We start from the raw sequence: 23,788 nt of genomic DNA, 5'->3' as shown, positions 1-23,788 counted from the left end.
CATAGCTTGCTTGCTATCATATCAGCCGCTCTAGCTCAATACTTTCAAGGTCGTGGTGAGTTGCCGCAGGTCTGTCTGTAGTGTTGCGACAATTTTTTGGTAGAGCTGATTGGCATGAATGATAGGGACCTAAGCAGTTACCAGGAGCTCCACAAACCAAAGGAAAATTTCGCCACGCGCTCGGAATATCTCGAGCATGAACTGGAGATCATGGCGCCGAAACGCTGGGGGATTAACCTGCCGTTTCGTGATTACCGTTTCGAATACGAGGATTGGGTCCCGGCGATGGCGGCGACCATCGGCAAGATCGTCATGGTGGCGGCCATCGTCGCAGCCTTTGCCGGGCCGCTGGGACTGTCCAATGATTTCATCATTGAAAATGTCCGCTTCGAGATGCTGATCGCTGCGATTCTGTTCGTGGTGGTGTTCTCCGGCTTCCTCAATCCGACGAGCAATCTGGCTGGTACCCACGGCCCGTTGATTCCGATGATTCCACTGATCGTTGCCTCGGGCGGCCATCCGATGGCGCTGGGGATCATGGTCGGCGTGCTGGGTTTCACGCTTGGCGCCTTCAAGGGCGGCAGCCTGCTGGCGCGCCTGACCAGCGATGGGGTTTGCGGCGGTCTGCTGCTGTATCTGGGCTTTATCGGCATGACGTCGCAGATCAAGGTGCTGTTCAACTGGGCCAATGGCTTCGATATGGGCTACATCGCCTTCGTCGTGGTATTCGCGACCATCGTGATGTATGCCTATCTGGAGCACATTCGTCTGCGCTGGCTGGCGATTCCCCTCGGTTGTGCACTGGCTGCGGTAATTGCTTTGGCGCTGGGCGCGCCTTTCGAGTTCCAGACCGAGCCGGGTATTCCCAATCTCAACCCTGCCTACTGGTGGGGTGAAAACACCGGCTGGCAACTGGGTCTGCCGGAGCTGCATCACTTCGTCGCGGTCTTCCCCTTCGCTGTGCTTGCTGTGGCGATGTGGTCGCCGGACTTCCTCGGTCATCGTATCTTCCAGCAGCTCAACTACCCGCCGAAGGCGCAGAAAGTGCTGATGAACATCGATGACACCATGTGCGTGGCGGCGGCGCGGCAGGTGGTCGGCACTGCGTTGGGCGGCGGTAACCTGGCATCTTCCTGGGGCACCTTCCTGGTGCCGGCAGCCATCGCCAAACGACCCATTCCGGCGGGTGCGCTGCTGACCGGCCTGCTCTGCGTGATCGCCGCGCTCTGGGGTTATCCGATGGACCTGGCGATCTGGCCACCGGTGCTCAGTGTGGCGTTGCTGGTAGGGGTGTTTCTGCCGCTGCTGGAGGCGGGCATGCAGATGACCCGCGAGGGCAAGACGTCGCAGTCGGCCGCCATCGTGGTGTTCTCCTCGGCGCTGGTGAACCCGGTGTTCGGCTGGTCACTGACCGTGCTGCTGGACAACATGGGGCTGATCGGTGACAAGGAGCACAGCCAGTCGCTGAGCCGCCTGCACCGCTGGATCATTCCGCTGGTGGTGTTCATCGTACTCTGCGGCGTGATGCTGGGTATCGGTATGTTTCCGGGTATTCCGGCACTGTTCGAGTCGTTCCGCCACGATCTGTGACGGCTGATTCGGCAATAACGCTGCGCTGATCCTGGGACAGGTGTGAAATTTCAGGATCAGCAGGGGTGCCTCAACCCTGTGAAGCAAAGCGACTTCAACAAGACCTTGCAGGCTCGCCAACCCGCAAGGTTTCAGCCTTCAGCTGCTTACTGCGCTATCTGAACCTGATTACGACCATTGTGCTTGGCGGTATAGAGTGCCTGATCAGCGCGTTCGAGCAGGGTTCCGGATTGGGACTCGTCGCTGGTTTCGCTGATGCCGGCGCTGAGCGAGACATTGAAGGTGCGTGGGCCGGCATGAAAAGTCAGCGCCGCAAAGCGCTGGCGAATTTCGTCGAAAACGACCTTGGCCTGCTCGGCGCTGCATTCGGGCAGCACGGCAACGAACTCTTCCCCACCGTAGCGGCCCAGGCTGTCGATACGCCGCAGACGCTGGCGCAACAAGTTGGCCAGAGAACGGATGACGTTGTCGCCCGCCGCGTGGCCGTATCGGTCATTGACCTGCTTGAAGTGGTCGAGGTCGAGCATGACCACGCTGGTCGGTTTGCCGCTGCGTTGCGCTCGCTGCGCTTCGAGTGTCACCTGTTCCTTGATGTCGGCATGTTTGAGCAGACCGGTGAGGCTATCGCGCGCGAGTGCGGTGCTCAGCGAGCGGGCGCGCTGGGCGTGGGAGAACACTGCGGCGATCAGGGCGTTGTCGCTGATGGGCTTGGTGATGAAGTCGTCGCCAGCCTTGAGCAGCGCGGCCATCTGCCGGTTGATGTCGGTTTCGGCGGACAGGTAGATGATGGTCAGGCGCAGCCATTCGTCGTTGAGGCGAATCATCTGCGCCAGCTCGGGGCCGGAACACAGCGGCATGTTGACATCCAGCAGCAGTACTTCCGGGTTGAATGCATACAGGGTGTCGAACAGCTGGCTGGGATCGCTCAGGGTCTGTACCAGCATCTGCGAATTGCGCAGCACCAGGCTGTAGCGCGCGGCAAGGTCGGCATCGTCATCGACGATGAGGATGCGATAGGGCTCGCTCTGCTGCAGGTTGAGGCACTGTTCAAGACTGTTTTCCAGCTGGGTGGTGTCCACGGGCCGGGTGAAATAGCCCTGCGCCCCGGCTCGCACGGCGGCCAGCTGGCTGTCGAAGTCGCTGCGCTGGCTGATCACCAGCAGCGGCAGCGGGGTGTCGAGGCGCTGTTGCAGGGCGCTGACCGCGGCCAGCTCGCCATCGTGCTGGCTGACGATCAGGGCATCGGGTAATTGTCCTTCGATGGCGGCCTGCAATTGTTCCGGCTGGGTAAAGCGCAACACGTCGTAGCCGAAGTTGCCCAGCGTCTGGCACATTTCATGGCCGGCATCGGGATCGCTTTCGAGCAGGAAGATGCGACAGCCGGCCTGCAGCTGTTCGTGGCTTTCCAGGGGGGCATCGGGCAGGTTTTCGGGTGCGCGGGTCTGGGTCTCGGCGGTCCACAGGCGGACTGCGCGGACGAAGGCGGTGAGGGCCTGGCCGCTGGGCTTGGTGGCTTCCAGCCAGCGGTCGGCGCGCTGTTCCAGCAGGCGTGCCTGCTGACCGAGGGTGGTAAAGCCGAAAGTGCCGGCCGTGCCCGCGAGGCGGTGCAGGCGCTCGTGGATGACGAGCATCAGCTGTCGACGCTGCTCGCCCTCGCGGGCCTGTTGCAGGGCTTCGGCGAGCTGATCGAGCTCCGGCAGTTCCTGCTGCAGGCGTTCGGCGAACCTGTCGGTCAAGGCCTGCAGCTGGCTGTGCAGCGCTTCGGCGTTACTCATGTTCGGCTTCCCATATTGCGTTGAGCTGTGTCGCCAGTTGCAGTGGATCGAAGGGTTTGAGCAACAGCTGGCGGACCCCCAGGTGGCGCAGTTCGGCCAGGTCGCCTGGTTCATTGTGGCCGGTCAGGAGCACCACCGGCGTGCGTTGCAGGTCGACCAGCCGCGAGAGCTGATGCAACAGTGCGATGCCGTCCATCTGTGGCAGTTCGAGGTCCAGCAGAATCATGTCCGGAGCGAATTGGCGGACCTGCGCCAGCGCTTCGGCGCCACTGGCACAGCTGAGGATCTGGAAGCCGCCGAGTTTCTCCAGGGCGATACGTGTCACCACCTGGATCGAAGGCACGTCATCGACATGCAGGATACGTTGCAGCGGCCTCATGAGGGCTGGTCATCGGTGGGATAGCAGGGCAGTTCGAGCCAGAAACAGGCGCCCGCGCCAGGAGATGAGTCGAAACCTATCTGGCCGTCCATGTGTTCTATAAGCTCCTTGCTGATGGCCAGGCCAAGGCCGGTTCCACCCTGCTGGCGCGTATCGGATGAGTCCGCCTGGGCGAACTTGCTGAAGATCCGTTCGCGAAAACTGTCGGCGATTCCCGGCCCTCGGTCACGGACGCTGATGCGCACACGGTCCTCGGCAACGCTTTCGGCGAACAGGTCGATGCTTTCCCCCGCCGGGGAAAATTTGGCCGCGTTGGACAGCAGATTACTCAATACCTGTACCAGCCGCATCGTATCGACCCTGACCTGTGCCGGCGGGCATTCGCCAAGCCTGATGGTCACAGTGTAGCTACTGGCGTAGCCCTGGTTGTTGCGCATGGCCTGCTCAAGCAGGGGCTGCAGCGGCTGCAGTTCGAGCCTGAAGCGCATCTTGCCGGCGTACAGCTTGTCGATATCCAGCAGGTCGTCGATCAGGGCGCTCAGGTGCTTGCTGTTCTGGTTGGCGATGTCCAGCAGTTCCTGCAGATGCTCGGGCACCTCGCCCATCACCTGGCCGCAGATCAGCCCCAGCGAAGCAGTGATGGAGGTCAGCGGGGTACGCAGTTCGTGACTGACCGTAGAGACGAATTCGCGCTGCAGTTTCTCGACGTGCTTGCGTTCGGTGATGTCGTGCAGGACCACCACCGCACCGTTCTGCTGGCCATCGGAGGCGAACATCGGGTCGGCATTGGCCAGCACGTGGCGGACGTTGCCGTGCAGGACGATGGTCATCTCGACGTTGCGGATATGCTCGCCACGCAGGGCGCGCATGAGGGGAACTTCGTCCAGAGGCAGCGGCGTCACGCCATCGGCCCGATAGAGGTGGTAGTACTCGGGCCATTTATGCGGCGGCAGTTGCTGCGCATCGAGGCCGTGCCAGAGACGGGCGGTGTTGTTGAACAGGGTCAGATTGGCCTCGGCATCGCAGGCGACCACGGCTTCGGACAGCGCTTCGAGCAGGCGCCGGTTCATTTCCTGCTGCTTGTCCAGTTCCAGCTGTTCGGCCTTGCGCTCGGTGATGTCGGTCACCAGGCCGTGCCAGAGCACCGAGCCGTCGGCCTGGCGCATCGGCGTGGCGCGCGCCTCGACCCAGATCAGGCCCTTGCGCGGATGCTCGATGCGGTGCTCGAAATGCCAGCGTGTGAGGGTGCTGGCGGCATGGCGGATACTCGTCAGCACCCGTGTGCGGTCATCGGGATGGATTCTGCTGTAGATCGGGCTGATGCTCGACTCCATCTCGGCAGCGCTCAGCCCATAGATGGCCTCGATGCCTTGGCTGACGTAGGGAAACGAACTCCTGCCATCGGGATGCCAGCAGAACTGGAACAGCAAGCCCGGCACCTGCGCCGCAATCTGTTGCAGGCGCAACTGCAGATGTTCCTGATGGGCCAGGTCGTAGGCGCTGACGATATAGCCGCGCAGCAGTTCGTGCTCGTCATGGATCGCCGAGACGCTCACCTGCACCGGTACCTCCGTGCCGTTGCGGTGGCGCAGACGCCATTCGCGCATTTCACGCCGGCCTTCGAACAGCGGCGCGGTGAGGACGGCGAAATCCGCCGTGATGGTTTCGCCCAGGGCGTCGCTGAGAATGGCGGCGCGGCGTTCCAGGGCTTCCTTGGGGAACAGCGCGGAAGTCAGTGGATGATCGATCAGCATCGCTTCGCTGTAGCCGAACAGGCGCTCGGCAGTGGGGTTGACGGCTGAAATATGGCCATCGGCGGTGGTCACCAGCATGGCGCTTGCGGCGCTATTGAGCAGTGCCTGCTGCATGGCCGCCTGCTCGGCGTAGCGCTGGGCCTGCAGGCGCTCCTCGAACAGCCGCATGACCTGCCGAGCGAGGCGGATCAGTGCTTCGCGCTGGGCGGCATCGAGTTGTCGTGGCTGGCGATCGATCACGCACAGGGTGCCGAGGTTGTAGCCGTCCGGGGAGGTCAGTGGGGTGCCGGCGTAGAAGCGTATGTGTGGGCTATCGGTCACCAGCGGATTCTGCTGAAAACGCGGGTCCTGCAGAGCGTCGCTGATCTCGAATATGCCCTGGCCTTCGATGGTATGGGTGCAGAAGGAAATCTCGCGCGGGGTCTGGCTGACATCCAGGCCGAGACGGCTCTTGAACCACTGGCGATGATCATCGACCAGTGAAATCAATGCGATGGGAGCATCGCAGATCTGCGCCGCCAGATAGGTGAAATCGTCGAAAGCGTCTTCGTTCGGGGTGTCGAGGATTTCATAGCGCAGCAGCGCGGCGAGACGGGACAGTTCGCGCGAAGGGGTCGGATTGGCTTTCGGTGACTCCATGTGCTGTTCCGTCTTGCTGGGCTGAAAGGTGGGCTTATGGATGGCGGGCTTCCCAGATGGCCTGGATCTGGCTGGCCAGTCGCATCGGATCGAACGGCTTGATGATTACCTCCTGCGCACCCAGTTTGCGTAGATGCTCGATCTCCCCCGGCTGAACCTTGGCGGTCATGAACGCGACCGCAATCGTGCTCAGGTCCACACGCTGGCCCAGTCTGGCGAGCGTCTCCGGACCACCCATGCCGGGCATCATCACATCGAGCAGGATGAACTGCGGCGCGAATTGCTCGACGGCTTCCACCGCCTGCTGCCCGGACGCGCAGCTGAGCACCTCGAAGCCGCCGATCACTTCCAGCGCCACCTTGGCCACGGCCTGGATGGACGGGTCATCCTCGACGTGCAAAATCCGTTTCAGCTCGGTCATGCGGTTACCTCCATAGGGCCTGGCACCTTGTGTAAGCGAACAGTGCGCAATTTGCCAGTAGCAGTCTGTTGAAAAACGACCTGGTAGAAAATATCCATCATGAAGCGTCGTGAACGGGCAGTTCGAACCAGAAACAGGCGCCCTGGCTGCGTTCGGCGTCGAAACCGATGCGTCCGTGCATATGCTCGATCAGCTCCTTGCTGATCGCCAGGCCCAGGCCTGTGCCGCCTTTCTGGCGTGTGTCGGAGGAGTCGGCCTGGGAAAACTTCTGGAAGATGCGCTCCCTGAACATCTGCGGAATCCCCGGCCCCCGGTCCGTGACACTGACACGAATGTGATCACCCAGGCGCTTGCTGCTCAAGGTTACGACTTCACCTGTCGGCGAGAATTTCGCGGCATTGGAGAGGAAGTTCGCCAGTACCTGCTGCAGGCGGTGTTCGTCTACCGATACCTGCGCCGTTTCCAGCTCGCCCAGTTCGCAACGCACACTGTACTGCTCGAAATAGCCCTGATTGGTGCACAGCGCCTCTTGCAGCAGGGGCGTCAACGGCTGGATGCGCAGCCGCAGCTGCATTTTTCCGGCGATCAGCTTGTCCATGTCCAGCAAGTCGTCGATCAGCATTCCGAGCCTGAAACTGTTCTGTTGCGCGATGTCGAGCATCTGCCGGATGGGCACCGGCACTTCGCCCAGGGCGCCGCTGGTTATCAGCCCCAGAGCGCCGGAAATCGAGGTCAACGGTGTGCGCAACTCGTGACTGACGATAGAGACGAAGTCGCTTTTCATGCGTTCGATGCGCTTGCGCTCGGTGATGTCGCGTACCAGGCCGATGAACTTGCGTTCGCCGCGATGGCTGATTTCCGAGACGCGCAGTTCGATGGTGAAGGTTTCGCCATTGCGCCGCACCGCCACCAGTTCGCGATTCTGCTCGAGGACGCGGCCCTCGCCGCGTTTTTCGTAGTCGCGCAGATAGCCGTCATGGGCGGCGCGGTGCGGCTCGGGCATCAGCATCGACAGGTTGTGGCCCAGCACTTCCTGTTCGCCGTAGCCGAAGATGTCTTCGGCGGCGTGGTTGAACGTCTCGATGATGCCGCGTGCGTCGATGATGATGATGGCATCGACCACATTGGCGATCAGCAGGCGCAAATAGCGTTCGCGCTCGTTGGTTTCTTGCTCGGCTGTGACCCGTGCGGTGATGTCCTGAACGATGGACCAGACCAGCAGACGACCATCGGCTCCGCTGATCAGCGTGCCGTTGAGCAGTACCGGCACCCGTTTTCCGTCCTGTCTGCGCAGCTCTGTCTCGTGCGGGCCGTAGCAGCCCTTTTGCAGCAACTGTTTGACAGCGGTCACGCCGTTGCGTGGGCCAGGCAGCAGGCTGCGCACGTTGCACCCTGTCAATTGCGTGTCGGAGTAGCCGCTGACGCGCTGCAGTTCGGGATTCCACTCCAGCAGCGCACCATCCTCCAGGCGGCTGAGCATGATGCCCACCGGCGCCAGGCGGTACAGCGAGGCCAGGTGCTCCTGGCTGGCGCGCAAGGCGCTGTCGTGCTGGCGCTGGACGATGGCGCGTCGATGCAGCAGCCAGCCGAGAACCAACAGCAGCGCTTCGGTGATCAGCCAGGCCAGCCCCCATTTCACCAGCAGTCGCCGCTCGGTTTGCTGATGCTCTTCAAGCGTCATGGTGATGTCCCGCCAGACCAGCGCCACGGCCATCGCCGGGCGTGACGGATCACCCTGCGCTCGGGCGTCGTGCAGTGGAATCTGGTTGAGCAGAAAACGCCGGCCTTCGGATTCCAGCAGTTGCAGCGTGTGGCTCGACTCTGGCGCGAGCAGAGCGCGCTGGGCTGCCCAGTGAAGAATCTGCGGCGTCGAGTGGGCCTGCAGCAGCCAGCCATTCAGGCCGTCGAGGTGCACGCCCACGGGGCGTGTCCAGAATACTTCTTCCAGTTCGGCCTGATTGACCAGAATGCCCAGTCCCGCATCGAGCTGGTCGCCCAGCACGGAAAGCTCCGGAAGGATGCCGAAGCCGACTTCCAGTGCACCGATGACCGGGCTCTCCGGACTGTCGTCGGCGCGCAGCGGAGCGATGGCACGATTGCCGATGCTGTGCCGGCCAATATCCAGGCCGAATGTCATCTGCCCCTTGTGCAGGGCGGCATAGAGCAATTGCCGGTGATCGGCGACTGCATCGCCGAAGGTCTCGGGCTCCTGCATGCGTAGCAGTGCTACGCCGGCCTCGCTCCAGTATATCTGCAGCTGCAGCGCTTGATGGCTTTGCAGCGCCTGCCAGGCTGGAGCCAGCTCCTGGGCCAGACGCTCGCGGATAAGCTGCAGCTCCGTCCCGTCAATCGAAGCTCCCTGGCGCAGCTTCTGGTCGGCCTGACGTACCAGGCGCAGCACTTGAGGGGCTGTCGCGAGCGTTGTGGCAAAGAGTTTGCCTTGCTGCAGCAGGTGTTGTTGCGCACTCTGTACAGCCAGCGCCTGCAGCTTGCCCTGATTCTCGTTTTGCAGTTTCAGGACCGCGTCACGGGCGCGATAGTCGTTCAGCGCGAGGCCGCCGAACAGCAAGGCCAGCAGCAGGCTGCCAACGCCAAGCAGCCAGCGTGGATCGGCGGAACGGGAAGTACGGGTGATGGGCATGGCATCGGCGGTCGGGGTATTAAGAAGATAAACACTTGCGCGCTAATGGCTAAATGCTATCTGAGTGGATTCTCGCATGCCGTGCGCTGGCGCGTCAGCTTTGCGGCCTGGTAGCGTCAAGCGTGACAGAATTGTAGCGCTCCAGGCACGCGATAGAAGTCCTGCGCAAGGCTCCTGTCGGGAAGCTGGCGGCCACCGGAACTTTGAATCTTCGACACTCTCTGAACTGCATTGCGTGACAGCCCGATGAATGTTCATCGGTGCCTGGCGCCTGTTTGGATGGCAGGTATGAGCCCGTTGAAGCAGCAAAGCGAGATGGCGACCGAAGCCGAACCGGCGACCGAGACGCAGACCCTTCTGGGCCTGATGCATGCCCGTGCCGAGGTCGCGCGGCTGAGCGAGCGTGAGCAGCTGTTCAGTACGCTGGTGGGTGCCGTCAATGCGGTGCTCTGGGCCTTCGACTGGCAATCCCGACAGATGGTATATGTCAGTCCGGCTTACGAACGGATATTCGGTCGTTCGGCTGCCTTGCTGCTGGCGGATTTCGATGAGTGGCGCAACAGCGTCTATCCCGATGACTTGGAGTACGCGCAGAAAACCCTGAACGATGTGCTCGGCAAGGGGGCTATCGAAGAACGCGAGTATCGCATCATTCGTGGTGATGGTCAGTTGCGCTGGATCAGCGACAAATGCTTTGTCGCACGCGGCGCCGACAGCGCTCATGGGCCGATCATCGTGGGTATCGCCGAAGACATTACGGATAAAAAGCAGCTCGAAGGTGAGTTGCAGCGCCTGGCAACCACTGACGTGCTGACCCAGAGCAGCAACCGCCGGCATTTCTTCGAGTGCGCCCAGCGCGAATTCGAGCTGGCCAGGCAATACGCTACGCCGCTGGCGTTCCAGCTGCTGGATATCGATGACTTCAAGCGGATCAACGATACCTACGGCCATCAGATGGGCGATCAGGTGCTGCAGCGCGTTGCCCAGTGCGGTGCGTCGGTGTTGCGTCGTGGCGATCTGTTCGGGCGTATCGGCGGTGAAGAATTCGCGCTGCTGTTGCCGGGTTGCCAGCCTGGCCTCGCCGAACAGATTGCCGCGCGTCTGCAGCGGGAAATCCAGCGTCTGCTGTTCTCCGCTCGCGGCGGCAAGCGTTTCGGCGTGACCATCAGCCTTGGCGTGACCTACCTCAAGGCTGACGACCCGGACCTCAGCGCGCTGTTCGCCCGCGCCGATGCGGCGATGTATACCGCCAAGCGGCTGGGCAAGAATCAGGTGATCGTCGGCTAGCGACGCAACGGCGAACGAGGGGGGCTTTTGATAGGGCTATGCCCCGGTTGGCTGTTGCGAGTGCCTGAGGTGGCTGAATCCTTCCGTAGGAGCGGGCCATGCCCGCGAATCAATACCCGAACCATCGGCGCGGCTCCGTTCGCGGCCAAGGCCCCTCCTACAAAAGCCATGTGCAGACCGTAGCCTGGATTAGCCGAAGGCGTAATCCGGGTTTGAAGGCACAATCCCTCGCTATCGCCAGGCCCTACGGCAGCGGCTGCTGCTGGGTGATGCAATGAATATTACCGCCGCCCAGCAGGATTTCCCGGCCCGGCACCATCACCACCTCATGCTTGGGAAACAGCCGGCGCAGGATGGCTTCGGCTTCGGCATCGAATGGATCGTCGAAGCTTGGTGCGATGATGCCGCCGTTGACGATGAGGAAGTTCACATAGCTGCCGGCCAGGCGGATCGACGGATCGCGCGGCTGGCTGCCTTCCAGCATGAGCACGCCGGCGCACTCTTCATCGCTCGCATGCAGCGGTCCGGGAATCGGTATGCGGTGTACGGTGAGCGCTCGCCCACGCGCGTCGCGCGCCTGCTCCAGCGCGCGCAGTGCCGCCTGGCAGCGCCCGAAGTTGGGATCGGTCGGGTCGTCGGTCCAGGCCAGCAGCACCTCGCCGGGGCGCACGAAGCAGCAGAAGTTGTCGACGTGGCCGTCGGTCTCGTCGTTGTACAGGCCGTGGGGCAGCCAGATCACCTTGTCGATGGCCAGATGCTCAGCGAGCACGTTCTCGATCTGCTCGCGGGACAACTGCGGGTTGCGGTTGCGATTGAGCAGGCATTCCTCGGTGGTGATCAGGGTGCCTTCGCCATCGACGTGGATCGCGCCGCCTTCGAGCACGAAGCCTTCGGTGCGGTAGCGCGCGCAGCGCTCGATCTGCAGGATTTTCTGCGCCACCTCGTCGTCGCATTGCCAGTCGGCGTAAAGCCCGCCATCCAGGCCGCCCCAGGCATTGAAGGTCCAGTCGACGCCGCGCAGACCGCCCCGGCCATCGATGACGAAGGTCGGCCCGGTGTCGCGGACCCAGGCGTCGTCAGTGCTCATTTCCACCACCCGGATACGCGGGTCGTCGAGTTGCTGACAGGCGTTGAGGTACTGCCCGGCGCTGGCGCAGACCGTGACCGGCTCGAAGCGGGCGATGGCCCTGGCTACCGCGGCAAACGCCGCTTGTGCCGGGGCGCCCTGTTCGCGCCAGTTGTCGGGGCGCTGCGGCCAGACCATCCAGGTCTGGCTGTGCGGCGCCCATTCGGCGGGCATGAAGTAACCGTCGGTGCGCGGGGTGCGGCTCAAGGTAGTCATGGCTATTCCGAAGGCTGCGAGCCGTCCAGGGTCCTGATCGGGCCGTAGAGATTGGGGCGGCGATCACGGAACACGCCCCAGGCGCTGCGGATGTGTTCCAGCTGATCGAGATCGAACTCATGCACCAGCACGCCTTCGCTGGTCCGGTCCATTTCCTCGACCTTCTCGCCGAACTGGTCGGCGATGAACGAGGAGCCGTAGAAGGTGATGTCGTAGCCGTCCTGCTCCTCGGTGCCTACGCGGTTGCTGGCGATCAGCGGCATCAGGTTGGCGCCGGCGTGGCCCTGCTGGACGCGCTGCCAATGGTCGCGCGAGGTGATGTTGGGGTCATGCGGCTCGCTGCCGATGGCGGTCGGGTAGAACAGCAGTTCGGCGCCCATCAGCGCCATGCTGCGCGCGGTCTCGGGGAACCACTGGTCCCAGCAGATGGCCACGCCGATCCTGGCGTAGCGGGTGTTCCAGACCTTGAAGCCGGTGTCGCCGGGATTGAAGTAGTACTTCTCGTGGTAGCCCGGGCCGTCCGGAATATGGCTCTTGCGGTAGACGCCCAGCAGCGTGCCGTCGGCATCGATGATGGCGATGGAGTTGAAGCGCGCGCGCCCGGCCAGTTCGAAGAAGCTGATCGGCAGCACCACCGCCAGCTCCTTGGCGATCTTCTGGAAATGCTGGATCGCGGGGTTGTCCTCCACGCCGGTGGCCAGCTGCAGATACTCGGGGTTGGGCTTCTGGCAGAAGTAAGGGGTTTCGAACAGCTCCTGGATCAGGATCACCTGGGCGCCCTTGGCGGCCGCTTCGCGAACCAGCTTCTCGGCCTTGGCGATGTTCGCTTGGCGGTCCCAGGAGCACGCCATCTGGGTGGCGGCGACAGTAACGGTACGGGTCATGACGGCCTCGTTGAATTGGGGCGTTTGGAAATGGAGTGGATTTTAGGCGGGAAGTTTGGAAAAGACGATAAAGGCGATTGAAGCCGATAAAAGCGCTGGAGGCTGGAGGGCTGGACGAAAAGCAGAGCCGTTGCGTGCCTTTCGTTCAGCCTTCAGCGTTGTTTGTCGGCTTTCGGCTTTAAACCGTATGCAGATACCAGTTGTATTCGAGATCGGAGATCGAGTGCTCGAACTCGGCCAGTTCGCTTTCCTTGCAGGCAACGAAGATGTCGATGTAATCCGGGCTGATGTAGCGCGCCATGATCTCGTTGTCGTCCAGCTCGCGCAGGGCATCGCGCAGGTTGGACGGCAGGCTCGGTTCGACCTGCTCGTAGGAGTTGCCCTCGATGGGTGCGTCCGGATCGATTCTATTCGTCAGACCGTGGTGAATTCCGGCGAGGACACTGGCCAGCAGCAGATAGGGGTTGGCGTCGGCGCCGGCGACACGGTGCTCGATGCGCACCCCGTCCGGACTGTCGGTCGGCACGCGCAGCGCCACGGTGCGGTTGTCCAGCCCCCAGCACGGCGCATTGGGTACGTAGAACTGGGCACCGAAGCGGCGATAGGAGTTGACGTTGGGGCAGAGGAAGGCCATCGATGCGGCCATGGTCTGCTGGATACCGCCGATAGCGTGACGCAAGGTTTCACTTTCCAGCGGGTTGTCAGTGGCGAAGATATTGTTGCCCTGCTTGTCGAGCAGCGAGATGTGCACGTGCAGCCCGTTGCCGGCCTGGCCCGGATAGGGCTTGGCCATGAAGGTGGTGTCCATCTCATGGTCGTAGGCGATGTTCTTGATCAGCCGCTTGAGCAGTACGGCATAGTCGCAGGCCTTGATCGGGTCGGCGACGTGGTGAAGGTTGACCTCGAACTGCGCTGGCGCACTTTCCTTGACGATGGCATCGGCGGGTATGCCCTGCTCCTTGGCACCTTCGAGGATGTCCTGGAGGCAGTCGACATACTCGTCGAGGTCATCGATCAGGTAGACCTGGGTCGAGTGCGGTCGCTTGCCTGAAATCGGCGAGCGCGGCGGCTGTGGGCGGCCATTGATGTTCTCCTGGTCGATCAGATAGAACTCCAGCTCGAAGGCCGCGCAGATGGTCAGACCCAGCTCGTCGAAGCGGCTCACCACCTGGCGCAGCACTTCGCGCGGATCGGCGAAGAAAGGCACGCCGTCGCGTTCGTGCATGGTCATCAGCAACTGCGCGGTGGGGCGTTTCTGCCAGGGTTCGTTGCTCAGGGTGTTGGGGATGGGGAAGCAGATGCGGTCCGAATCACCGATATCCATGCCCAGCCCGCTGCTTTCCACAGTGATGCCATTGATGTCGAGGGCGAACAGCGAGGCCGGCAGGTTGATGCCTTTCTCGTATACCTTGTGCAGGCTGGCGCGTTCGATGCGCTTGCCGCGCACCACACCATTCATGTCTGCGATCAGCAGGTCGACGTACTGGACCTCCGGGTGTTCCTTGAGAAATGCGTTAGCTTCATTGAGCTGAACGGCACGCGGCGGCGGTTGCATGATGAGATACCTTAAATATTGTTAAAAATTTCAATCATCAAATCGGCTTGATTGGAGTCAATCGAAAAGCCTTGCGGCTGTCAATAGCAGCGCGAGAGTGCCTCATTCTGGGCTGCAGCGGGCATTTATGGGGCGCGGGAATCTTCGCTTGCAGACCCTGACGAAGGTCGTCTTGCAATCTATTGTCTATAAAAATGAACAAGACTACTCTTCGATGGGCCCCAACTGACAAGACGAGTATTCCATGTCTCGCATGCCACTGATCGGCGTTTGCGCCTGTACCCGGCAGATCGGCCACCACGGATTTCATATCGCCGGCGACAAATACCTGCGTGCTGCGGCGATTGCCGGCATGCCGCTGGTGATACCGGCGCTGGGCGACTTGATCGACCGGCAGACCCTGCTGAAAAGTCTCGACGGCCTGCTGTTCACCGGCTCGCCGTCCAACGTCGAGCCCCATCATTATCAGGGGCCGGCCAGCGAGCCGGATACGCCGCACGACCCTTCGCGTGATCAGCTGACGCTGCCGTTGATTCGCGAGGCGGTGGATGCCGGCATTCCGGTGTTCGGCATCTGTCGCGGATTCCAGGAGATGAACGTGGCCTTTGGCGGCAGCCTGCACCAGAAAGTGCATGAAGCGGGGCCTTATCAGGATCACCGCGAGCGTCCCGAGGACCCCGTCGAGGTGCAATATGGCCTGAGTCACACACTGCATGTGCAGCCGGATGGCATGTTGGCGCGCCTTGGCCTGCCCGCCGAGATCCGGGTCAATTCGGTGCACGGGCAGGGTGTCGAACGGCTGGGCGAAGGGCTGCGTATCGAGGCGCTGGCGCCTGACGGGCTGATCGAGGCCTTCTCCGTCGAGGCGGCGCCGAGCTTCGCCCTCGGTGTGCAATGGCACCCGGAATGGAAAGTACATGAACACCCGGCTTACCTGGCGCTGTTCCAGGGCTTCGCCGAAGCCTGCCGGGCGCATGCTGCACAGCGTTGAACGGACCCACCGCGCATAATCGCAATCAGAGGTCATCATGACTAGCAAGCTCGACCAGCTCACCGGCTGGCTGAAAGAACACAAGATCACCGAAGTGGAGTGCCTGATCAGCGACCTGACCGGTATTGCCAGGGGCAAGATCTCGCCGACCAGCAAATTTCTCGGCGAAAAGGGCATGCGCCTGCCCGAAAGTGTGCTGTTGCAGACGGTCACCGGCGACTATGTCGAGGACGACATCTACTACGAGCTGCTCGACCCGGCGGACATCGACATGTTCTGCCGGCCCGACCCCGATGCGATGTTCCTCGTGCCCTGGGCCATCGAGCCGACCGCGCAGGTGATTCACGACACCTACGACAAGATGGGCAACCCCATCGAGATATCGCCGCGCAATATCTTGAAGCGCGTACTGAAGATGTATGCCGACCGTGGCTGGCAGCCCATCGTCGCGCCGGAAATGGAGTTCTACCTGACCCAGCGCTGCGAGGACCCGGACCTGCCGTTCCAGCCGCCGATCGGGCGTTCGGGCCGGCAGGAGACGGGCCGGCAGTCGTTCTCGATCGATGCCGCGAACGAGTTCGATCCGCTGTTCGAGGACATGTACGACTGGTGCGAGGCCCAGGGCCTGGATCTGGATACGCTGATCCACGAGGAGGGCACCGCACAGATGGAAATCAACTTCCGTCACGGCGAAGCGCTGCACCTGGCCGACCAGATCCTGGTGTTCAAGCGCACCATGCGCGAGGCCGCGCTCAAGCACAACGTCGCCGCCACCTTCATGGCCAAGCCGATGACCGGCGAGCCGGGCAGCGCCATGCACCTGCACCAGAGCGTGGTGGATATCGAGACCGGGCGGAATATCTTCTCCAACCCCGATGGTTCCATGAGCCAGCTGTTCCTGCACCACGTCGGCGGCCTGCAGAAGTACATTCCCGAGCTGCTGCCGATGTTCGCCCCCAACGTCAATTCGTTCCGCCGTTTCCTGCCCGATACCTCGGCGCCGGTGAATGTCGAGTGGGGCGAGGAAAACCGCACCGTGGGGCTGCGCGTGCCGGATTCCGACCCGCAGAACCGCCGACTGGAGAACCGCCTGCCGGGCGCCGACGCCAACCCGTATCTGGCCATCGCCGCGAGCCTGCTGTGCGGCTACATCGGCATGATCGAGGAGCTGAACCCCAGCCCGCCGGTCAAGGGCCGTGGCTACGAACGGCGCAACCTGCGCCTGCCGCTGACCCTGGAGGCCGCGCTGGAGCGCATGGAAAGCTGCCGCGAGCTGCGCAAGTACCTGAGCCCGAAATTCATCACCGGCTACGTCGCGGTCAAACGCACCGAACAGGAGAATTACCATCGGGTGATCAGCTCCTGGGAGCGGGAATTCCTGATGCTCTCGGTGTAAAGCAGTCGTAGGGTGGATGACGCTTTTTTCATCCACCGATAACACACGCAAATCCAACCAAGAGGTGACTGATGAGCGATTCGCAAACCCTGCACTGGCAAGCCTTGAGCCGCGACCATCATCTGCCGCCGTTCACCGATTTCAAGGCGCTCAATGCCAAGGGTACGCGGGTGATCACGCGCGCCGAGGGCGTCTATCTGCAGGACAGCGAGGGCCACAGGATTCTCGATGCCATGGCCGGGCTCTGGTGCGTCAACCTCGGTTACGGGCGCGAGGAGCTGGTCGAGGCCGCGACCCGGCAGATGCGTGAACTGCCCTACTACAACCTGTTCTTCCAGACCGCCCACCCGCCGGCCATCGCCCTGGCCAAGGCGATTGCCGATATCGCCCCCGAGGGGATGAACCATGTGTTCTTCACCGGCTCGGGGTCGGAGGCCAACGACACCGTGTTGCGCATGGTGCGCCATTATTGGGCGATCAAGGGCAAACCCGGGAAGAAGGTGGTCATCGGTCGCTGGAACGGCTATCACGGGTCGACCATCGCTGGCGCCAGCCTCGGCGGCATGAAGGCCATGCACGATCAGAGCGACGGGCCGATTCCCGGTATCGAGCATATCGACCAGCCCTACTGGTACGGCGAGGGCGGCGAGCTGGAGCCGGAGGAATTCGGCGTGCGCGTCGCCGAACAGCTGGAACGCAAGATTCTCGAGGTGGGCGAGGACAGGATTGCCGCTTTTATCGCCGAGCCGATCCAGGGCGCCGGTGGCGTGATCATCCCGCCGGACAGTTACTGGCCGAAGCTCAAGGAAATCCTCGCACGCTACGAGATTCTGCTGGTTGCCGACGAGGTCATCTGCGGCTTCGGCCGTACCGGCGAATGGTTCGGCAGCGATTACTACGGCCTCGCACCGGATCTGATGCCCATCGCCAAGGGTCTGACCTCGGGCTACATCCCCATGGGCGGCGTGGTGGTGCGCGACGAAGTGGTGCAGACCCTCAACGACGGCGGCGAGTTCTACCACGGCTTCACCTACTCGGGGCATCCGGTGGCTGCCGCGGTGGCGCTGGAGAACATCCGTATTCTGCGCGAAGAGAAGATCGTCGAGCAGGTCAAGGCGAAAACGGCACCCTACTTGCAGTCCCGCTGGCGGGAGCTGGCCGAGCATCCGCTGGTGGGCGAGGCGCGGGGCGTCGGCATGCTCGGCGCGCTGGAGCTGGTGAAGAACAAGAAAACCCGCGAGCGTTTCGCTGCGCCGGGCGTGGGCATGCTCTGTCGCGAGCACTGTTTCAGCAATGGCCTGGTAATGCGTGCGGTAGGCGACACCATGATCATTTCGCCGCCGCTGGTGATAAACGAGGCGCAGATCGACGAGCTGATCGACAAGGCCCGGCTGTGTCTGGATGCAACCGCCAGGGAAGCGCTTGGCTGAGGAGCTACTATCGTTACGAATGCATGAGAACTGCGCTCGGGTTATTGAAAAACCGTCATCGACCTTGCCAGACTGCGCGCGTGCTTTTGCCAGGCTTCCCGAGGCTGTGTCGAATCGGCACAGCCTGTTCGCTGCTCGGTTAAGCCGAGGGAAGCGATGCGATTCGCCTTCTGCTGACTTGTAAGCCAAAAACAAACGATTACAACAGGAGCCACACGGATGAAACCCTTTGCCAAGACCCTCTTAGCGATGACGCTGGCCGGCGCGGTAGCCGGTGCTGCCCAGGCCCAGGAGAAGGTGCTGCACGTATTCAACTGGTCTGATTACATTGCCGAAGACACCCTGAGCAACTTCACCCAGGAAACCGGCATCAAGGTGGTCTACGACGTTTTCGACAGCAACGAAGTGCTGGAAGCCAAGCTGCTGGCCGGCAGCTCCGGCTATGACGTGGTGGTGCCGTCCAACCCCTTCCTGGCCAAGCAGATCAAGGCTGGCGTGTTCCAGAAACTGGACCGCAGCAAACTGTCGAACTGGGACAACCTCGACAAGGATCTGCTCAAGGCGCTGCAGACCAGCGATCCGGACAACCAGTATTCGGTTCCCTACATGTGGGGCACCATCGGTATCGGCTACAACGCCGAGAAGGTCAAGGCCGCTCTGGGCGAAGACGCGCCGGTGGATTCCTGGGATCTGGTGTTCAAGCCGGAAAATATCGAGAAACTGAAATCCTGCGGCGTCGCCTTTCTCGACTCGCCCACCGAAATGCTGCCGGCGGCCCTGCATTACCTGGGGCTCGCACCGGACAGCAGCAAGGCCGACGAGCTGAAGAAGGCCGAGGAACTGTTCCTGCAGATCCGTCCGCATGTGGCCTACTTCCATTCTTCGAAATACATTTCCGACCTGGCCAACGGCAACATCTGCGTGGCCATCGGCTATTCGGGTGACATCTACCAGGCCAAGTCGCGTGCCGAGGACGCCCAGAACGGCGTCAACGTCAGTTACAACATTCCCAAGGAAGGCGCGGGCAGCTTCTTCGACATGCTGGCGATTCCGACCGATGCCAGGAACGTCGAGAACGCCCATGTGTTTCTCGACTACCTGATGAAGCCGGAAGTCATGGCGCCCATCGTCGACTACGTGCAGTTCCCCAGCGCCAATGCGGCCTCTACCCCGTTGGTGGCCGAGGCGATCCGTACCGATCCGGGTATCTATCCGAGTCAGGACGTACTGCAGAAGCTCTATACCTTCACTGACCTCGACGCCAAGACCCAGCGCACCATGACCCGCAGCTGGACGCGAATCAAATCCGGTCGTTGATACCCGACCAGGCTCGCCGGGTCTGCGACCTGTGCGAGCCGGCAGGCTGCTTCCTCACCGCTGGCAAAGGGGGCGGCAGCCTGTACGGGCACGAAGTATGGCTTTTTGTATCAGACCAGTTGATTTCCCGAGGTTTTTCCAATAAATAGCCCGCCTTTCGTCCGCTGTGCACGCGCGGCCTGTAACAAGAGGACAATTCCATGCGTTTCACGCTGAAGTCGCTTCTTATCGCCGTTGCCGCCATCAGCGGCACCGTTTCTGCCCAGGCCGCTAGTGTGCATATCTACAACTGGTCGGATTACATTGGCGAAACAACGCTTGAGGTGTTCGAAAAAGAGACCGGTATCAAGCCCGTCTACGATGTCTTCGATGCCAACGAAACCCTTGAGGCCAAGCTGCTCGCCGGTCGCAGCGGCTATGACGTGGTGGTGCCTTCCAATCACTTCCTCGGCAAGCAGATCCGCGCCGGCGCCTTCCAGAAGCTGGACCGCAGCAAGCTGTCGAACTGGGACAATCTAGATCCGGCGCTGCTCAAGCAACTGCAGAAAAACGATCCCGGCAACGCCTATGCGGTGCCTTACCTGTGGGGCACAAACGGCATTGGCTACAACGTCGAGATGGTGTCTACCGCGCTGGGTATCGAGAAGGTCGATTCCTGGGCTGTGATCTTCGAGCCGGAGAATGCCAAGAAGCTTGCCGGTTGTGGCATCGCCTTTCTCGATTCGGCCGATGAAATGATCCCGGCAGTGCTCAACTACCTGGGGCTGGACCCCAACAGCGAAGATCCGGACGACTACGCCAAGGCTGCAGCCAAATTGCAGGAAGTTCGGCCATACGTGCGTTATTTCCATTCGTCCAAATATGTTTCCGACCTGGCCAACGGCAATATCTGCATTGCCGCCGGGTTCTCCGGGGACGCCTTCCAGGCTGCGGCTCGCGCCGATGAAGCCGGCAAGGGCATCGATATTGCCTATGCCATTCCCAAGGAAGGCGGCAACCTCTGGTTCGACATGCTGGCCATCCCTGCCGATGCGCGGAATGCCGAGCAGGCTCATGCCTTTATCGATTTCCTGCTCAGGCCCGAGGTGATCGCCTCGGTCAGTGACTACGTCGGTTATGCCAATCCCAACTCGAAGGCCGGCGAGCTGATGGACCCCGAGGTTCGCCAGGACCAGTCCATCTATCCGCCGCAGAACGTGCTGGATCGCCTGTTCGTCAACAACGAGCTGCCGCCGAAAATCCAGCGGCTGATGACACGTACCTGGACCAAGCTCAAGTCTGGCCAGTGACGACGTGGCCGGGCGCTGCCCGGCCTTTTCAAGACGATAGATCCGGCGGCGTCCGGGCTCATTTCTTTCAATCGGGAGTTCGCGCATGGCCGTTGCCTCCAGCGCCTACAAAAAGGCCCTCACCGGTGAGAGCCAGAACAAGCAGGTGCTGCTGAAGATCGACCGCGTCACGAAGAAATTCGACGAAACGGTAGCGGTCGATGATGTCTCACTGAACATCCATCAGGGTGAGATCTTCGCCTTGCTCGGTGGCTCCGGTTCGGGCAAGTCGACACTTTTGCGCATGTTGGCCGGTTTCGAGCGACCGACCGAAGGCCGCATTTTCCTCGATGGCCAGGACATCACCGACATGCCGCCCTACGAGCGGCCCATCAACATGATGTTCCAGTCCTATGCGCTGTTCCCGCACATGAGCGTGGAGCAGAACATCGCCTTCGGTCTCAAGCAGGATCGTCTGTCGAAGGCGGAGATCGACGAACGCGTCAAAGAGATGCTGGGTCTGGTACAGATGACCCAGTACGCCAAGCGCAAACCGCACCAGCTGTCCGGCGGCCAGCGTCAGCGCGTGGCCCTGGCTCGCTCGCTGGCGAAAAGGCCCAAGCTGTTGCTGCTCGATGAGCCCATGGGCGCGCTGGACAAGAAGCTGCGCTCGCGAATGCAACTGGAGCTGGTGCAGATCATCGAGCGCGTCGGCGTGACCTGCGTGATGGTCACCCATGACCAGGAAGAGGCCATGACCATGGCCGAACGCATCGCCATCATGCATATCGGCTGGATCGCCCAGGTCGGCAGCCCGATGGATATCTACGAAACCCCCGCCAGCCGGCTGGTCTGCGAGTTCATCGGCAACGTCAACCTGTTCGACGGTGAGCTGATCGAGGATGCCGAAGACCACGCGGTGATCGCCTGTCCGCAGCTGGAACGACCGATCTATGTCGGCCATGGCATCAGCACCCGCGCCCAGGACAAGCGCGTGACCTTCGCCCTGCGTCCCGAGAAACTGCTGATGAGCATCGAGAAGCCGGAGCTGGAGCTGCCCGACTACAACTGGGTGCAGGGTATCGTGCATGACATCGCCTATCTGGGCGGGCATTCGGTGTACTACATCAAGCTGGAATCCGGGCTGCTGCTGCAGGCCTTCGTTGCCAACGCCGAGCGCCACGTAAAATGGCCGACCTGGGATGAGCAGGTGTATCTGCACTGGCTCAGCGACAGCGGCGTGGTGCTGCAGGCATGAGTCGGGTGCGGCTGAACACCGGGCGCCGACTGGTCATCGGCGTCCCCTTCCTGTGGCTGATGCTGTTCTTCCTGCTGCCGTTCGCCATCGTGCTGAAGATCAGCTTCGCCGAAGCGGACGTGGCGATCCCGCCGTACACGGATATCTTCGCCTACGCCGATCAACAGCTGCAGATGCTGATCAACCTCGGCAATTACATCTTCCTCAGCGAGGATGATCTCTATCTGGCCGCCTATGCCGGCTCGCTGAAAATCGCCTTCTTCAGCACCCTGCTGTGCCTGCTGGTCGGCTATCCCATGGCCTATGCCATCGCCCGCGCCCGCAAGGACCTGCAGACGGTGCTGCTGCTGCTGATCATGATGCCAACCTGGACCGCGATCCTGATCCGCGTCTACGCCTGGATGGGCATCCTCAGCAGCAACGGCCTGCTCAACAGCCTGCTGCTGGGCATGGGCCTGATCGATATGCCGTTGCAGATCCTCAACACCGATCTTGCGGTGTATATCGGCGTGGTCTACTCCTACCTGCCGTTCATGATCCTGCCGCTCTACGCCAATCTGGTGAAGCACGATCTGAGCCTGCTGGAAGCCGCGTCCGATCTGGGCGCCCGGCGGCTGACCAGCTTCTGGAAAATCACCGTGCCGCTGTCGAAGAACGGCATCGTCGCCGGCTGCATGCTGGTGTTCATTCCCGTGGTGGGCGAGTTCGTCATCCCCGAACTGCTCGGTGGCCCCGAGACGCTGATGATCGGCAAGGTGCTCTGGCAGGAGTTCTTCAACAACCGCGACTGGCCGGTGGCTTCGGCACTGGCGGTGGTGATGCTGGCGATCCTGATCGTGCCGATCATTCTGTTCAACAGGAACCAGGCGAAGGAACTGGAGGGCAAGCTATGACCTACCCGAGCGGTGGCCCGTCCTGTTCAACAGTCTTTTCATCCAGAAGCATGGCCAAACAGCTGGAGGGCACGCTATGAAGCGCTGGAGCTTCTCCAATCTGATCCTGGTGCTGGGGCTGCTGTTCATCTACCTGCCGATGGTGATTCTGGTCATCTACTCGTTCAACGCTTCGCGGCTGGTGACGGTGTGGGGCGGCTGGTCGCTGAAGTGGTATATCGGCCTGCTGGACAACACGCAGCTGATGGGCGCGGTGATGCGCTCGCTGGAAGTGGCCTTCTACACCGCCATCGCCGCGGTGGCGCTGGGCACCATGGCTGCCTTCGTGCTGACGCGCATCCCGGTATTCCGTGGCCGCACCCTGTTCGGCGGGCTGGTCACGGCGCCGCTGGTGATGCCCGAGGTAATTACCGGCCTGTCTCTGCTGCTGCTCTTCGTGGCCATGGCGCAGCTGGTGGGCTGGCCGGCGCAGCGCGGGCTGGTGACCATCTGGATCGCCCACACCACCTTTTGCTCGGCCTACGTGGCGGTGGTGGTGATGGCGCGCCTGCGCGAGCTGGACCTGTCCATCGAGGAAGCCGCGATGGATCTCGGTGCGCGCCCGTGGAAGGTGTTCTTCCTGATCACCATGCCGATGATCGCGCCCTCGCTGGCCGCTGGTGGCATGCTGTCCTTCGCCCTGTCGCTGGACGACCTGGTGCTGGCCAGCTTCGTCTCCGGACCGGGCTCGACCACGTTGCCGATGGAAATCTTCTCCGCCGTGCGCCTGGGCGTGAAGCCGGAGATCAACGCCGTCGCCAGCCTGATCCTGCTCACCGTGTCGCTGTTCACCTTTATCGCCTGGTATCTCACCCGGCGCGCGGAGAAGCGCCGCGTGCGAGCGATGCAGCAGGCGCTGGAGCTGGATGTCGACCAGGGTGCCGAACGCAAAGTGATGATGCCACCACCGGCGCATAGCTGAGCGGAAA

The 23,788-nt window shown here is 61.9% G+C and carries 18 protein-coding genes; 10 read left to right on the top strand and 8 right to left on the bottom strand.

The window, feature by feature from the left end:
• Positions 1–114 precede the first annotated feature (114 nt).
• Positions 115–1,590, top strand: a complete 1,476-nt coding sequence (locus G7020_RS11990; protein ID WP_181084672.1) for a DUF3360 family protein — start codon at positions 115–117, stop codon at positions 1,588–1,590.
• A 146-nt stretch (positions 1,591–1,736) separates the two neighbouring features.
• On the opposite strand, the gene G7020_RS11985 is transcribed toward G7020_RS11990, so the two are convergent.
• The 5 genes from G7020_RS11985 to G7020_RS11965 all read right to left on the bottom strand — a co-directional run bounded on the left by G7020_RS11985 (position 1,737) and on the right by G7020_RS11965 (position 9,199).
• Positions 1,737–3,365: a diguanylate cyclase gene (locus tag G7020_RS11985; RefSeq protein WP_181084670.1), complete on the bottom strand. Its 1,629-nt coding sequence runs from the start codon at positions 3,363–3,365 to the stop codon at positions 1,737–1,739.
• Positions 3,358–3,744 (bottom strand): response regulator, encoded by a 387-nt coding sequence (locus tag G7020_RS11980; protein WP_181084668.1) that lies wholly within the window; start codon positions 3,742–3,744, stop codon positions 3,358–3,360. Before G7020_RS11980 ends, G7020_RS11985 begins: the two co-directional genes overlap by 8 nt.
• Positions 3,741–6,137 carry a PAS domain S-box protein gene (locus tag G7020_RS11975; protein ID WP_181084667.1) on the bottom strand — a complete coding sequence of 799 codons (2,397 nt, stop codon included), beginning with the start codon at positions 6,135–6,137 and terminating at the stop codon, positions 3,741–3,743. Before G7020_RS11975 ends, G7020_RS11980 begins: the two co-directional genes overlap by 4 nt.
• Positions 6,138–6,171: 34 nt before the next feature.
• Complete coding sequence (locus G7020_RS11970; RefSeq protein WP_181084665.1) at positions 6,172–6,558, bottom strand: response regulator; 387 nt, start codon at positions 6,556–6,558, stop codon at positions 6,172–6,174.
• Between the two features lie 97 nt (positions 6,559–6,655).
• The gene (locus G7020_RS11965) at positions 6,656–9,199 is read right to left on the bottom strand and encodes a PAS domain S-box protein (protein WP_181084663.1); all 2,544 of its coding nucleotides are present in this window, start codon (positions 9,197–9,199) and stop codon (positions 6,656–6,658) included.
• Between the two features lie 297 nt (positions 9,200–9,496).
• On the opposite strand from G7020_RS11965, the gene G7020_RS11960 reads away from it, so the two are divergent.
• Entirely contained in the window at positions 9,497–10,486 is a 990-nt protein-coding gene (locus G7020_RS11960; RefSeq protein ID WP_423835658.1) for a GGDEF domain-containing protein, read from the top strand.
• Positions 10,487–10,730: 244 nt separating this feature from the next.
• On the opposite strand, the gene aguA is transcribed toward G7020_RS11960, so the two are convergent.
• The 3 genes from aguA to G7020_RS11945 form a co-directional block, all read right to left on the bottom strand.
• On the bottom strand, positions 10,731–11,828 hold the full coding sequence (aguA, locus tag G7020_RS11955; RefSeq protein WP_181084658.1) for an agmatine deiminase: 1,098 nt from the start codon (positions 11,826–11,828) through the stop codon (positions 10,731–10,733).
• A gap of 2 nt (positions 11,829–11,830) precedes the next feature.
• Positions 11,831–12,712: an N-carbamoylputrescine amidase gene (gene aguB / locus G7020_RS11950; protein WP_181084656.1), complete on the bottom strand. Its 882-nt coding sequence runs from the start codon at positions 12,710–12,712 to the stop codon at positions 11,831–11,833.
• A 178-nt stretch (positions 12,713–12,890) separates the two neighbouring features.
• Positions 12,891–14,267 (bottom strand): glutamine synthetase family protein, encoded by a 1,377-nt coding sequence (locus G7020_RS11945; RefSeq protein WP_181084654.1) that lies wholly within the window; start codon positions 14,265–14,267, stop codon positions 12,891–12,893.
• Between the two features lie 244 nt (positions 14,268–14,511).
• Between G7020_RS11945 and G7020_RS11940 the strand changes: the two genes are divergently transcribed.
• The 8 genes from G7020_RS11940 to G7020_RS11905 all read left to right on the top strand — a co-directional run bounded on the left by G7020_RS11940 (position 14,512) and on the right by G7020_RS11905 (position 23,781).
• Complete coding sequence (locus G7020_RS11940; protein ID WP_181084652.1) at positions 14,512–15,258, top strand: gamma-glutamyl-gamma-aminobutyrate hydrolase family protein; 747 nt, start codon at positions 14,512–14,514, stop codon at positions 15,256–15,258.
• 37 nt (positions 15,259–15,295) lie between these two features.
• Positions 15,296–16,654: a glutamine synthetase family protein gene (locus G7020_RS11935; RefSeq protein WP_181084650.1), complete on the top strand. Its 1,359-nt coding sequence runs from the start codon at positions 15,296–15,298 to the stop codon at positions 16,652–16,654.
• A 71-nt stretch (positions 16,655–16,725) separates the two neighbouring features.
• Positions 16,726–18,084, top strand: a complete 1,359-nt coding sequence (locus G7020_RS11930; RefSeq protein ID WP_181084646.1) for an aspartate aminotransferase family protein — start codon at positions 16,726–16,728, stop codon at positions 18,082–18,084.
• Positions 18,085–18,303: 219 nt separating this feature from the next.
• Positions 18,304–19,401, top strand: a complete 1,098-nt coding sequence (locus tag G7020_RS11925) for a polyamine ABC transporter substrate-binding protein (protein ID WP_181084644.1) — start codon at positions 18,304–18,306, stop codon at positions 19,399–19,401.
• A gap of 200 nt (positions 19,402–19,601) precedes the next feature.
• Positions 19,602–20,690: a polyamine ABC transporter substrate-binding protein gene (locus G7020_RS11920; protein WP_181084642.1), complete on the top strand. Its 1,089-nt coding sequence runs from the start codon at positions 19,602–19,604 to the stop codon at positions 20,688–20,690.
• An 85-nt stretch (positions 20,691–20,775) separates the two neighbouring features.
• Entirely contained in the window at positions 20,776–21,927 is a 1,152-nt protein-coding gene (potA, locus tag G7020_RS11915; protein ID WP_181084640.1) for a polyamine ABC transporter ATP-binding protein, read from the top strand.
• An 11-nt stretch (positions 21,928–21,938) separates the two neighbouring features.
• Positions 21,939–22,820 carry an ABC transporter permease subunit gene (locus tag G7020_RS11910; protein ID WP_181084772.1) on the top strand — a complete coding sequence of 294 codons (882 nt, stop codon included), beginning with the start codon at positions 21,939–21,941 and terminating at the stop codon, positions 22,818–22,820.
• 76 nt (positions 22,821–22,896) lie between these two features.
• Positions 22,897–23,781 (top strand): ABC transporter permease subunit, encoded by an 885-nt coding sequence (locus tag G7020_RS11905; RefSeq protein ID WP_181084639.1) that lies wholly within the window; start codon positions 22,897–22,899, stop codon positions 23,779–23,781.
• Positions 23,782–23,788: the final 7 nt, after the last annotated feature.

Origin of the sequence: Stutzerimonas stutzeri (assembly GCF_013522825.1) — a bacterium.
Lineage (GTDB): Bacteria > Pseudomonadota > Gammaproteobacteria > Pseudomonadales > Pseudomonadaceae > Stutzerimonas > Stutzerimonas stutzeri_AK.
This window is presented reverse-complemented; position numbering and strand designations above follow the sequence as displayed.

Coding starts and splice junctions, on each gene's coding strand:
- G7020_RS11990 (WP_181084672.1), top strand. CDS start 115: ATGAATGATAGGGACCTAAGCAGTTACCAGGAGCTCCACAAACCAAAG.
- G7020_RS11985 (WP_181084670.1), bottom strand. CDS start 3,365: ATGAGTAACGCCGAAGCGCTGCACAGCCAGCTGCAGGCCTTGACCGAC.
- G7020_RS11980 (WP_181084668.1), bottom strand. CDS start 3,744: ATGAGGCCGCTGCAACGTATCCTGCATGTCGATGACGTGCCTTCGATC.
- G7020_RS11975 (WP_181084667.1), bottom strand. CDS start 6,137: ATGGAGTCACCGAAAGCCAATCCGACCCCTTCGCGCGAACTGTCCCGT.
- G7020_RS11970 (WP_181084665.1), bottom strand. CDS start 6,558: ATGACCGAGCTGAAACGGATTTTGCACGTCGAGGATGACCCGTCCATC.
- G7020_RS11965 (WP_181084663.1), bottom strand. CDS start 9,199: ATGCCCATCACCCGTACTTCCCGTTCCGCCGATCCACGCTGGCTGCTT.
- aguA (WP_181084658.1), bottom strand. CDS start 11,828: ATGACTACCTTGAGCCGCACCCCGCGCACCGACGGTTACTTCATGCCC.
- aguB (WP_181084656.1), bottom strand. CDS start 12,712: ATGACCCGTACCGTTACTGTCGCCGCCACCCAGATGGCGTGCTCCTGG.
- G7020_RS11945 (WP_181084654.1), bottom strand. CDS start 14,267: ATGCAACCGCCGCCGCGTGCCGTTCAGCTCAATGAAGCTAACGCATTT.
- G7020_RS11940 (WP_181084652.1), top strand. CDS start 14,512: ATGTCTCGCATGCCACTGATCGGCGTTTGCGCCTGTACCCGGCAGATC.
- G7020_RS11935 (WP_181084650.1), top strand. CDS start 15,296: ATGACTAGCAAGCTCGACCAGCTCACCGGCTGGCTGAAAGAACACAAG.
- G7020_RS11930 (WP_181084646.1), top strand. CDS start 16,726: ATGAGCGATTCGCAAACCCTGCACTGGCAAGCCTTGAGCCGCGACCAT.
- G7020_RS11925 (WP_181084644.1), top strand. CDS start 18,304: ATGAAACCCTTTGCCAAGACCCTCTTAGCGATGACGCTGGCCGGCGCG.
- G7020_RS11920 (WP_181084642.1), top strand. CDS start 19,602: ATGCGTTTCACGCTGAAGTCGCTTCTTATCGCCGTTGCCGCCATCAGC.
- potA (WP_181084640.1), top strand. CDS start 20,776: ATGGCCGTTGCCTCCAGCGCCTACAAAAAGGCCCTCACCGGTGAGAGC.
- G7020_RS11905 (WP_181084639.1), top strand. CDS start 22,897: ATGAAGCGCTGGAGCTTCTCCAATCTGATCCTGGTGCTGGGGCTGCTG.